Source organism: Alkalicoccobacillus gibsonii (genome assembly GCF_016798245.1).
Taxonomy (GTDB): domain Bacteria; phylum Bacillota; class Bacilli; order Bacillales; family Bacillaceae_D; genus Alkalicoccobacillus; species Alkalicoccobacillus gibsonii.
This window is the reverse complement of the sequence record NZ_JAEUZA010000006.1, coordinates 98,478-109,575: the sequence shown is the minus strand read 5'-3', so window position 1 is coordinate 109,575 and position 11,098 is coordinate 98,478. Positions and strand designations below refer to the sequence as shown.

Annotated in this window: 13 protein-coding genes; 9 read left to right on the top strand and 4 right to left on the bottom strand. The window is 39.8% G+C overall.

All coding sequences use genetic code 11. The annotated features are described in order from the left end of the window. The first annotated feature begins 138 nt into the window (after nt 1–138). Together JNO66_RS18990 and pepF are read left to right on the top strand one after the other, a co-directional pair. The gene (locus tag JNO66_RS18990; protein ID WP_246483365.1) at nt 139–1,353 is read left to right on the top strand and encodes a competence protein CoiA; all 1,215 of its coding nucleotides are present in this window, start codon (nt 139–141) and stop codon (nt 1,351–1,353) included. A gap of 29 nt (nt 1,354–1,382) precedes the next feature. Continuing rightward, entirely contained in the window at nt 1,383–3,206 is a 1,824-nt protein-coding gene (gene pepF, locus JNO66_RS18985; protein ID WP_373367187.1) for an oligoendopeptidase F, read from the top strand. 257 nt (nt 3,207–3,463) lie between these two features. On the opposite strand, the gene JNO66_RS18980 is transcribed toward pepF, so the two are convergent. Further along, nucleotides 3,464–4,375 carry a ClpXP adapter SpxH family protein gene (locus tag JNO66_RS18980; RefSeq protein ID WP_246483364.1) on the bottom strand — a complete coding sequence of 304 codons (912 nt, stop codon included), beginning with the start codon at nt 4,373–4,375 and terminating at the stop codon, nt 3,464–3,466. Between the two features lie 15 nt (nt 4,376–4,390). Beyond that, nucleotides 4,391–4,756 (bottom strand): globin domain-containing protein, encoded by a 366-nt coding sequence (locus JNO66_RS18975; RefSeq protein WP_203090778.1) that lies wholly within the window; start codon nt 4,754–4,756, stop codon nt 4,391–4,393. 161 nt (nt 4,757–4,917) lie between these two features. Between JNO66_RS18975 and JNO66_RS18970 the strand changes: the two genes are divergently transcribed. Beyond that, nucleotides 4,918–5,613, top strand: a complete 696-nt coding sequence (locus JNO66_RS18970) for a lytic transglycosylase domain-containing protein (protein ID WP_308807465.1) — start codon at nt 4,918–4,920, stop codon at nt 5,611–5,613. 102 nt (nt 5,614–5,715) lie between these two features. Here the strand turns inward: JNO66_RS18970 and JNO66_RS18965 are convergent, their stop codons facing one another. Continuing rightward, nucleotides 5,716–6,303, bottom strand: coding sequence for a CYTH domain-containing protein (locus JNO66_RS18965; protein ID WP_203090772.1), 588 nt, complete (start codon nt 6,301–6,303; stop codon nt 5,716–5,718). Between the two features lie 201 nt (nt 6,304–6,504). Between JNO66_RS18965 and JNO66_RS18960 the strand changes: the two genes are divergently transcribed. Genes JNO66_RS18960 through fabI form a run of 5 tightly spaced genes read left to right on the top strand, consistent with a single transcriptional unit; the run spans nt 6,505 to nt 10,079 of the window. Then, nucleotides 6,505–6,873 (top strand): UPF0738 family protein, encoded by a 369-nt coding sequence (locus JNO66_RS18960; RefSeq protein ID WP_210340947.1) that lies wholly within the window; start codon nt 6,505–6,507, stop codon nt 6,871–6,873. Nucleotides 6,874–6,886: 13 nt separating this feature from the next. Then, entirely contained in the window at nt 6,887–7,522 is a 636-nt protein-coding gene (locus JNO66_RS18955; RefSeq protein ID WP_203090770.1) for a GTP pyrophosphokinase, read from the top strand. A gap of 19 nt (nt 7,523–7,541) precedes the next feature. Then, the gene (locus JNO66_RS18950; protein ID WP_203090769.1) at nt 7,542–8,339 is read left to right on the top strand and encodes an NAD kinase; all 798 of its coding nucleotides are present in this window, start codon (nt 7,542–7,544) and stop codon (nt 8,337–8,339) included. Further along, on the top strand, nt 8,332–9,243 hold the full coding sequence (locus tag JNO66_RS18945) for an RluA family pseudouridine synthase (protein ID WP_273753204.1): 912 nt from the start codon (nt 8,332–8,334) through the stop codon (nt 9,241–9,243). The genes JNO66_RS18950 and JNO66_RS18945 overlap by 8 nt, the downstream gene beginning before the upstream one ends. 56 nt (nt 9,244–9,299) lie before the next feature. Next, the gene (fabI, locus tag JNO66_RS18940; protein ID WP_203090768.1) at nt 9,300–10,079 is read left to right on the top strand and encodes an enoyl-ACP reductase FabI; all 780 of its coding nucleotides are present in this window, start codon (nt 9,300–9,302) and stop codon (nt 10,077–10,079) included. Between the two features lie 79 nt (nt 10,080–10,158). Here fabI and JNO66_RS18935 read toward each other — a convergent pair whose 3' ends face one another. Further along, a complete protein-coding gene (locus JNO66_RS18935) occupies nt 10,159–10,593 on the bottom strand; it encodes a hypothetical protein (RefSeq protein WP_203090767.1) in 435 nt (144 codons plus the stop codon). 138 nt (nt 10,594–10,731) lie between these two features. Between JNO66_RS18935 and JNO66_RS18930 the strand changes: the two genes are divergently transcribed. Further along, a complete protein-coding gene (locus JNO66_RS18930) occupies nt 10,732–11,079 on the top strand; it encodes a DUF1360 domain-containing protein (RefSeq protein WP_203090766.1) in 348 nt (115 codons plus the stop codon). Nucleotides 11,080–11,098: the final 19 nt, after the last annotated feature.

Sequence of the window (11,098 nt, the reverse complement as noted above, 5' to 3'; positions counted from 1 at the left end):
GGCCTTTGAGGCCAAGGCCGGTAAGAGAGGCTTCCAGCCGCAGAGCAAACCACCAGTTCACACTGGTGGTTTTGATTATGTGAAAAAAAGGATTGTGAAGATCCTTGTCGAACATAACCTAAACGTGGAGGTGTTTTTATGCTAACTGCTGTCCTTGAAGATGGGACAAAAATATCAATGGCTGATAAATGGTTTGAAAACGAACTAAAAGAATTAAGAGCAAAGCAACAGTTTTTATGTCCTGCTTGCGATTCAAAGGTAACATTAAAGCTTGGCTTAAAACGCCAATGGCACTTCGCCCACTACAATCATTCAATGTGTCGACTCTCGCTTGAACCAGAATCTCCGTACCACCTAAACGGAAAAATACAACTGTACCACTGGCTTACTAATCAAAATATCCCCGTTTCTTTGGAAGTGTATTTACCACTAATCCAACAACGTCCCGATCTGCTTTGTAAAGTAGGTAATCAACTTTTTGCGATTGAATTTCAATGTTCTTCACTATCAGAGGAACGATACCAACAACGGACAAAAGGCTATCAACAAATTGGCATTATCCCTATATGGGTCATTGGTGGGAACAGACTTCGGCGAAAACAAGGAGATATTTTTCAAATTTTAGGATTTGAGTGGTTAACTACTAGAAAAGATCGAATGGAACAGATGCATCTTACTTATTACTGTCCAGAAAGCTCTCAATGGATCTTCCTAAAACAAATTCGTTCCTTCTCTGCCACTCGAGCCCTCGCCAAAATAATATGTAGAAAAAAAGAAACTGTATCGATAGAAGATATTCTAAATCCATCTATCATCCCTTCCTTTAATCCAATGTCTTGGCTACATCTAAAAAAAGCTTGGCGGTACCCTCCTGTACATCCACATCAATCAAAAGAAAAGCGACTTTATCACAAATGGCTGTATCAACATAAAGTCATTCCAAGTCAATTTCCTGCTGAAGCAGGCTGGTTTTTACCTACTCAACATTTCATTGAAACATCTCCTCACATATGGCAAACACTTATACTTGTGACAAGTATCTTGCCCTTAACTCCAAACCAAAGCATTTCTCTTTCCAAAATCAAACTAAATCTCACCCCTTTTATGTATAACAGAATTCTTACATTTCGCTCCCATCCGTTTAATGACAACTCTGAATTACTCTTTCAGCTAATTGAAGAGTACATGTGTTTATTACGTACATTTGGAAATCTTCATAAAAAAGGTGAACAGGAATTTATCGTGCGAAAAATCATTACTCTTCCTTTGACCCCAAACCAAGCTAATCAATTAGATAATAATCTTTCGAAAATAAGTCAAAATACTCCCAATATCCATCAAATTCAGAGATAATAGAAAGTGAAGCTCTATTTGCTGAGCTCATTTTTTTGGAGGTGTATTCATTGAATAAGAAAGTCTTAGAAAGACATGAAGTACCTGTAGCTGATACATGGGATTTAGAATCAATTTTTAGTAATGACGAACAGTGGGAGCAAGTTGCCCAGCAATTTAAAGAACGAGTTTCCGAGATAGACGAATTTCGTGGAAGGCTAGATGAGTCGTCTAACATTTTATTTCGAGCTTTAAGCAAGCAGCTTGAGCTTGAAGAACAGCTGGGTACATTGTTCACATATGCTCATATGAGACATGATCAAGATACGGGAAACTCTTATTATGCAGCTTTACAGGATCAAGCATATGGTCTGATGTCGATCCTCGAACAAAAGACTGCATTTGTCACGCCTGAGCTACTAGCAATGGATCCGAAAGTGCTTGATGCCTTGGTTAATGAGAAGGATGAGCTACAAGCGTTCGCTCATATGTTCGATCAACTTAAGAAGCAAAGAGACCATGTTCTATCTGAGAAGGAAGAAGAGCTTTTAGCAAGAGCGAAGGAAGCGCTACTAGCATCAAGTCAGGCATTTGGCGCACTAAATAACGCCGACCTAGAATTTCCGACCATTAAGGGAGAGGACGGTAAAGATGTACAAATTACACATGGCCGCTTTGTCTCACTCTTACAAAGCAAGAATCGCGAGGTCCGGAAAGCAGCATTTGAAGCCGTCTATGCTACGTATGAGTCTTATAAAAACACATTTGCAGCTACCTTAAGTGGACAAGTGAAAGGCGATATTTTTCAAGCTCAGTCGAGAAAATATAATAGTGCAAGAGAAGCTGCGTTATCTGAAACACATATTCCGTTAAGTGTATACGATCAACTCGTTGAAACTGTAGATGAACATTTACCACTTTTACACCGATACGTTCGTCTTAGAAAAAAATGTCTTGAAGTGGATGAACTACATATGTATGATCTTTACACTCCAATTGTTAAGGATGTAGATTTCAGCGTTACATATGAGGAAGCTAAACAGAAGGTTATCGAAGCAGTTGGTCCCTTAGGCGAGGAATACGTGAATCGTTTGAAAAAAGGATTTGATGACAGATGGGTAGATGTTCAAGAAAATAAAGGGAAGCGAAGTGGAGCTTACTCATCTGGAGCATACGGCACAAAACCATTTATTTTAATGAACTGGCAGGATGATGTTGATAATCTCTTCACATTAGCTCATGAGTTTGGCCATAGCTTACACAGTGATTATACAAGAAGTAGCCAGCCTTACGTTTATGGAGATTATACGATTTTTGTGGCTGAGGTAGCCTCTACATTAAATGAGGCTTTACTTCACCATCACTTTATTGAAACATTAGATGATAAAGAAAAGAAACTCTATATCCTTAATTATTTCTTAGAAGGATTCCGAGGTACGGTTTTCCGTCAAACCATGTTTGCTGAATTTGAACAACTCATCCATGCAAAGGTGGAAGCAGGTGGCTCTTTATCTGCAGATGAATTAACTCGAGAGTATTATGATTTAAATGTAAAGTATTATGGCGAAGATATGGTGATCGATAAAGAGATTGGATATGAGTGGGCAAGAATTCCTCACTTCTATTACAATTTTTATGTGTTCCAATATGCTACTGGCTATAGTGCCGCAGCAGCTTTATCTAAACAAATTCTAGAAGAAGGACAACCGGCCGTAGACCGATTCCTTTCCTTCCTAAAGACTGGAAGCTCTGAATATCCAATTGATATGCTTAAGAAAGCTGGAGTAGATATGACGACAGCAGAGCCAATCAAACAGGCAATGCAATTGTTTGAGCAAACACTTGATCAAATGGAGGAATTACTTGAGAACTAAGAGCGAAATCCTCTAAATCGATTCGCCTTCACTGAAGGGTACAGTAGAAAGAGAATAGACAGAAAAAATACAAGCCCGCCAATCATTACGGGAAATACATTCATCAGGCCCAGCAAATACAAAAAAAACGACACGATGACGATGCACAGTTTAAAAATGAGCGTCATTGCTTTCACAGCTTTCACTCCTTATAGAGAAAAAACAGGACGCCGGAATGGTGTCCTGTTTTATTCTATGAAATGAACAAATCGTCCATGCTAATCTTTTTTAATGTAGCGCCAGAATGTTCCATACTTATATGGTACAGCTTCAACCTTCTGTTGGAGTTTGAGCAATTTTAATTGCTTTGTGGCTTCTTCCTCTGAAATATCTAGAGCAGCAGCACACTCAACGGTTGCTACAAATGAATGTTGCTTTAAGAAACCTTCTAATCCAATTGGTTCTGCACGTTCAGGTTTAAATCCAAGCATCTCTTCTAGAATTTGAACGTACACGTGATAAGGATACTGACCAGAGACCTTCATGCCTTCTTCTTCAACATTGTCATTAAAGAAAACAAATGTGGGTACAGACTCTACATCCATCTCTTTTGTCGTTTTGGCATCACATTGGAGCGCCTTTGCAGAAGAAGGGGAATGTAGATCAAATGTGAAAGCTTCAAGATCAAGTCCGGCATCTTTCGCACAGTTGTTAAGCACTTGTTCATCTGTAATATTTAACTTTTCGAGAAAGAGATATTCTCTTAATTTCCTTAAAAATCTCGTTCCAGCTTGTGGTCCTTGTAGCTCTGCAGCTTTTATCGCCAACGAGGCACGATAAGGTTCAAGCTCGTCTGCTTTAAAGCGCACAGCACCTTCACAGGACATCCCTTTTGCACCAGGAGGATCCTCTTTAAACCGTTTGTTTTTCTTCGTTGAAACTAACGAAGGACAGGCATTCCAAACTTTTAGCTTTCCGGCCAAGATCACTCGGATACGAAAATACGCGCCGTACTCTAAATATAGCTTTTTCAAAATGGGCTCAATGGCCCAGCATTCAGAACACAGTGGATCAATAAAAGTATAAATTTCAATAGGTTTTAATTGTTTAGTTGGATAAGATACACCTGGATTTAGACCACATACGCCCTGTTTATCATCACACGTTGCTAACATCTCTTGAGGATTCAATGGTCATTCTCCTTTCTAAGGCGTATTTACCATATGATGAGCTGTTAAAGTGAGGCGTTCCATCATATACATACGCACGGTTTGATCTACTTGTACATCTTCGAGTGCCTGCTCCATGCAATGTAGCCATGCTTTGGCATGTTCCTCAGTAATGGGAAATGGAAGATGTCTAGCTCTAAGCATTGGATGACCAAACTCTTCTGTATAAAGAGAGGGGCCTCCTAAGAATTGAGTAAGAAATTGTTTTTGTTTATACGCTGTTTCTGTTAAATCTTTAGGAAATAAATCCGATAATAGAGTATGGTTGGCTACATGAAAATAGAAGGTGTCAACTAATTTAGAAAGCACCTCATCGCCACCTAGAGCATTATACGGAGTCATGTTGGTATCTGGCAAATCAGCTACACTCCTTTGTCAACCTCCTCTACATTGTAGCAACCTTGATAAAGAACTTCAAATAATCTGTACGACAATTGAATATATTGGAATTTAAAGTGGTTTAACGGTTGGATTGGTAGTAAGGCTTTGGTATAGTTAAAAGAGTGAATGGAAGAGATGAGGGTGAGAATGTGGACTATTCATTGTTACATAATCAATTAGTGAATATGAGAAACCAAACACAACTATCCTGGGTTAATCAACGATTTGATGACTCGACGAACAGAACAAATGAGTTATTTTCTGATGTATTACAAAATCAGCTAAACCAACAACCGATGTTGGAACCGTCACGAACGGGAATAAGCGATTTATTTTTATCGCAAACTGCTAAAGAAAGGTTTGAATTACTTCAGCAGCAGGTTACGCAAACGAAAGAGCCCGTAGCCAGTGCTGTCAGTTCAAATGCTTCTGAACAATCATTCCCTTATAAAGATCTAATTGATAAAGCAGCAGCTCGCTACTCATTAGATCCTAAGTTATTGTATGCCGTGATTAAGCAAGAATCAAATTTTAATCCGAACGCCAAAAGTCATGCAGGAGCATCAGGACTTATGCAATTAATGCCTGCAACAGCTAGAGGACTTGGTGTACAAAACATATTTGACCCTGAACAAAACATTAACGGTGGTGCAAAGTATTTAAAGAGCATGCTGACAAAATACAATGGCTCCATTGAAAAGGCACTTGCTGCTTACAATGCAGGACCAGGAAATGTTGATAAGTATAATGGCATTCCGCCTTTTAAAGAAACGATGGCCTATGTTCCAAAAGTGATGAACACGTTTCAAACTGTTTGATTAAGTCTAAGACAGGCTATCCGATTGATAATAAGAATTAAAAAAGACGAGCGAAGGGGTATCACCATTCGTTCGTCTTTTTCGTATTTAAGAAAGGAATCCTTACGTGCGGCCATTCGCTTTTTGTGCGAAAAATCGAGCGACCTTATTTGGAGTCTTTTTTCGTTGGATATTGGTTTGATTTAAAATGGAAGTTAATGTTTGCTCTGCATGGTCCATTGATGTTCCTTCAAATTCAAGCTCATAATCTACTTGACCAAGGTAGCTACTTTTGTCCAGGCAGACCGTCCCTCCACCATAAGGAAGCTCGAGGCGTTCGGTTGTTAAGGTCCCAATAAATCGTAAGTCATTAGAATGAACCATTAAGGATGTTACGTGCTGTAAAACTTCCCCATCAGGTAGTCTATTTTCATTAATGGCCTGTTTCTGTTCGTTACCTGTTATTACTTGATGAGTTTCAAGTAATCCGCCAACTTGGGCAGGTTGTTTTAATGTGAAGGTTGACTTCCCGTTTTTCTCTCGTATGCGTAAAGCAGAACCTGCTTCTTTTAAAGCAAAGTTTGGCGTTTCAAAGTAATGATTATGTTGAGTGATCGCTCGTTGACCTGCTGTCTGAAAAAAGGTATGTAATGTATGAAATTCATCAAGTTCTACCAATGTTTTTGTTTCGAATTCTAATTCTTGAGCCATTTAAGTAAAGTCCTCCTGATCGAACCGTGATTTAGTTATCCACCTATTATGACATAGAGATTTTTTTAGCTCAACATCGTTCAGTTCTGTGGTGAATCAATTCTTTGATGATTAAAAATATGATAAACTGTAAATAGAATACGCTTGATTTTTCATAGGGAATGAGGGATACATACTATGCACAAAATACACATAATAGAAATGATTGAAACGGATGCCCATTGGCGTGCTGTAGGTCATGAGAACGTACCAGTTGAAACCGCAAAAAAGGTGAAACCAGGAAATCGTTTGCTTGTTGACTCTGATGGATTTGCATTTGTATACATAATTGAAGATGATACAGGTTTTCATCACATTGTCTTCCATCAAGAAATGTGGGAAACCGTTAACCAAGCTTATAAATCCAAAAAGCCGATATGGTTGGAACTAGGTGAAAATCAAAGACTGGAGCTTACAGGGTTCCATGAAGAATTCGATTTCCTCTTAGAAAACATTGAAGGCAATGGTAATTATGGTGTTGATTTTGAACAAGCAGTATCAACTGCATTTCATTTGAACGAAACTAATTAGGTGGTGATGAAAAATGAACAGCTGGGATGAACTCCTGTCACCATACAAACAGGCAGTTGAGGAACTGAAGGTTAAGTTAAAGGGGATCAGGGAGCAATATCAAAAGAGCTCAAACCATACACCAATTGAATTTGTAACCGGGCGAGTAAAACCCGTTTCAAGTATTTTAAATAAGGCTGCGCGCAAGAAGATTTCGTTTGATGACCTTGAGAAAGAGATACAGGATCTAGCAGGTGTCCGAATTGTCACCCAGTTTGTTGAAGATATTGAAACAGTGGTTGAACTTATTCGAAAACGGAAAGACTTCGAAATCCTCGAAGAACGTGATTACATTGTCGAGCAGAAGCCGAGCGGATACCGTTCATATCATTTAATTATCTGGTATCCAGTTCAAACAATCCAAGGCGAGAAAAAGATTCAGGTCGAACTACAAGTACGCACCTTGTCTATGAATTTTTGGGCAACAATTGAACACTCATTAAGATATAAGTATAGTGGTGAAATTCCTGAGGATATTAGCATGAGACTCATGCGTGCATCGGAAGCAGCTTTTCAATTAGACGAAGAGATGTCCATCATTCGAGATGAGGTTAGAGAAGCACAGCGTCTTTTATCAGCAAAACATCAACAGCAACAAAATATACAGTAATGAAAAATGAGGTGATCCTTTGAATTATGCAGTTGCATCACGTGGAGATTCAATATCAGATGCATTGGTTGAACAAATCATACGATCACTTAATGAATTTGGTTTAACAGAAAATAAAGAGGAACCAGAGATTGTTATCTCTGTGGGAGGGGATGGAACCCTCTTGCAAGCGTTCCACGACTACAGTCATCGTCTTGAAGAAACGGCATTTGTTGGTGTTCATACTGGCCACTTAGGTTTTTACGCGGATTGGATTCCAGATGAAGTAGAGAATTTAATTATTCATATCGCAAAAACGCCATTTCAAGTTGTAGAGTATCCACTTCTTGAAGTAGTTGTAAGGTATGCAGATGGATCAACACCAAGGCGTTACTTGGCACTTAATGAAGCAACCGTTAAAAATTCTCAAGGCTCTTCTCTTGTCTGTAATGTGGAGATTAAAGGGGAGACGTTTGAAACGTTTCGAGGGGATGGGCTTTGTATTTCCACGCCGTCTGGAAGTACTGCCTATAATAAAGCGCTAGGTGGTGCTATTCTGCATCCATCTCTTGCCTCGCTTCAAATCTCTGAGATGGCTTCTATAAATAATCGCGTCTATCGTACAATTGGATCACCGCTTGTTCTTCCACAGCACCACACCTGTTTGTTAAAGCTCATTCAAAATGATGATGTCCAGGTTACGATTGACCATCACACCATTAATCATCAAGAGATAGCCTCTATTCAATGTAGAGTGGCGGAAGAACAAATTAGGTTTGCTCGTTTTCGTCCTTTTCCTTTTTGGAAAAGAGTGAAGGAGTCGTTTATTAGTGAATAATCAACCTACATTTGTTTGGAGGGTTGAAGCATCCTCGGCAGATACGAGTGTACGCGCTTTTTTACGAGTTCAACAGCAGATCTCGAAGAAAATGCTTGCTTCTATTAAATACCACGGTGGCTCAATTCGCGTAAATGGCGAGGAAAAAACGGTAAGAACCATTTTAAAGGAGGGAGATGAAGTCATTGTTCAGCTTTCACCGGAAACTCCTTCAAAAGGGCTCATTCCCGAAGCAAATTCATTCGAGATTATATTTGAGGATGAGCACTTCTTAATTGTGAATAAAGCTTCAGGTATGGCAACAATTCCTTCCCGCGAATATCCACAAGGAACTCTCGCTAATGCGGTCTTGGCCTATTATATGAAACACAATATTCAAGCAACATTTCACCCGGTTAATCGGCTCGATCGTGGAACATCAGGTCTTTTGGTTATTGCTAAGCATCGATACGCTCACGATCAAATGAGTAAACAGCAAAAAGAAGGCCGCTTGAAGAGGCGATATGAAGCGATTGTCCAAGGTGTAGTTGAGCCCCCAGATGGTACGATTAATCAGCCGATTGGTCGAAAGCCTGATAGTATTATTGAACGAATGGTGACACCAGATGGCAAACCAGCCGTTACTCATTACCGAACAAAAGTATCAACCACTTCGTTAACATATGTTCGAATTGCACTTGAAACGGGACGTACACATCAAATTCGTGTTCATTTTTCATCGATTGGACATCCTTTAGCAGGAGATAAACTATATGGTGGAGAATCTTTAGGGTTAGAACGCCAAGCACTGCATAGCTATAAGCTCTCATTCACACATCCTTTTACACAAGAAAGTTTGGTGTTTACAGCTAATCCACCGGTTGATTTTAGTCGATTACTTACTCATCTCGAACAGAAGGATTAAAATATGGTACAATCATTAGGACCAACTACTAGCAACAACCAATAGGAGGAAAATTCATGTTTCAGTTATCTTTAGAAAACCGCACATTCGTCGTTATGGGTGTTGCAAACAAACGTAGTATTGCCTGGGGAATTTCACAGTCTTTAGCAAAAGCAGGAGCACGTTTAATTTTTACATATGCTGGTGAGCGTTTAGAAAAAAATGTCCGTCAGTTAGCAGAAAGCTTAGATCGCGATGATCATCTTGTGTTACCTTGTGATATTACAAGTGACGAAGAAATTGCTTCAACCTTTAAGCAAATTAAAGAAGAGGTTGGTACCATTCATGGTTTAGCTCACTGTATTGCTTTTGCAAATAAAGAAGAACTTGAAGGTGAGTATTTAAATACAACACGTGATGGTTTCTTACTTGCGCAAAACATCAGTGCATACTCACTAACAGCTGTAGCGAAAGAAGCGCGTCCACTTATGTCTGAGGGTGGAAGTATCATTACACTGACGTATCTTGGCGGAGAAAAAGTCATTAAAAACTACAACGTAATGGGTGTAGCGAAGGCAACGCTTGATGCAAGTGTGAAATATCTTGCGAATGACCTTGGTAAAGATGGTATCCGCGTAAATGCCATTTCTGCTGGTCCTATTCGTACGCTAGCTGCAAAAGGAATTGGTGGATTTAACGACGTGTTAAAAACGATCGAAGAAAAAGCTCCTTTACGTAAAACAACTACGCAAGAAGAAGTAGGGGATACCGCTTTATTCCTAGCGAGTGACTTAGCAAGAGGAATAACTGGTGAGATTCTGCATGTAGATGGCGGATACAATATCATCTCATTATAAAAAAACAACAAATCAATGGATTTGCTGTTCAGGCTGGAGACAACGTTTTGAAAAACGGTTGTCTCCAGTTTTTTTTGTATTATCTCTGACTTCCGCCAACTTGATTCCAAAGCCACGGCCAAAAGCCACCACCGCCGCCTTGCCCGCCACCTGGATTCCATGGACCTTGCCCACTACCTGGGTTCCAAGGGCCTTGCCCACCGCCAGGATTCCAAGGTCCCTGTCCGCCGCCACCTTGACCAGGTCTTGGAGGAGTTGGTCCAAAGTATGGACTAATACTAACAAGGTCAGTATTGTGGACTTGAACAAACTGCTGATTATAAAACGGGGGCTGATACACAAGTAAAGAAACCATACCAGTGTTCCGATTAAAATCTGCGACATACGCAATGACACGTCCATAGCCTGGAATCGTTGTGGTCACCCATTGATTTAAATATTGCTCTACAACAACGGGAGGTAAAAGATATACGGATGGTTGTTGACGCTGATTTCGTCTGAAAAATGCATTCATCTTTAGTCATCTCTCCTTTACGGTTCTTCCCTACTATATGCAGCTGACAATAGGCGGGTGTTTGTCTAATGAAAGAATGAATAAGACAAGCGTTATTCCTCATACATGTTGTATAGATGAGAGAAAGGGGGAGAGTCGGTGTTAGGAGGATATGAATGGATTGTCCTTGTGTTAGCTTCTTTTCGCTTAACAAGGCTGTTAATACACGATCAAATTACAGGCTGGTTGCGAAAGCCATTTTTGGAAGTGAAAGAGGATCATACAACCGATCAGCCCTATTATTACATTGAACCAAAGGGAAAGGGACTGAGACGTTGGACCGGGATGCTTCTTAGCTGCTATTGGTGTATGGGAGTATGGACTACTGCTTTCCTATATATCAGTTGGATTTTGTTATCACCCCCTTCTATTTATGTCATACACATATTAGCTTTAGCTGGAGCAGCTGCCATTCTTGAAGCATTTTTCAAACGATACATGGAGTAATGGCATGAGGGAGGTTAGG

Bases quoted from the DNA above. Each gene is read 5' to 3' on its own strand.
- JNO66_RS18975 (WP_203090778.1), bottom strand. From the start codon at position 4,756: ATGACTCCGTATAATGCTCTAGGTGGCGATGAGGTGCTTTCTAAATTA.
- JNO66_RS18990 (WP_246483365.1), top strand. From the start codon at position 139: ATGCTAACTGCTGTCCTTGAAGATGGGACAAAAATATCAATGGCTGAT.
- JNO66_RS18965 (WP_203090772.1), bottom strand. From the start codon at position 6,303: ATGGCTCAAGAATTAGAATTCGAAACAAAAACATTGGTAGAACTTGAT.
- JNO66_RS18955 (WP_203090770.1), top strand. From the start codon at position 6,887: ATGAACAGCTGGGATGAACTCCTGTCACCATACAAACAGGCAGTTGAG.
- fabI (WP_203090768.1), top strand. From the start codon at position 9,300: ATGTTTCAGTTATCTTTAGAAAACCGCACATTCGTCGTTATGGGTGTT.
- JNO66_RS18935 (WP_203090767.1), bottom strand. From the start codon at position 10,593: ATGAATGCATTTTTCAGACGAAATCAGCGTCAACAACCATCCGTATAT.
- JNO66_RS18960 (WP_210340947.1), top strand. From the start codon at position 6,505: ATGATTGAAACGGATGCCCATTGGCGTGCTGTAGGTCATGAGAACGTA.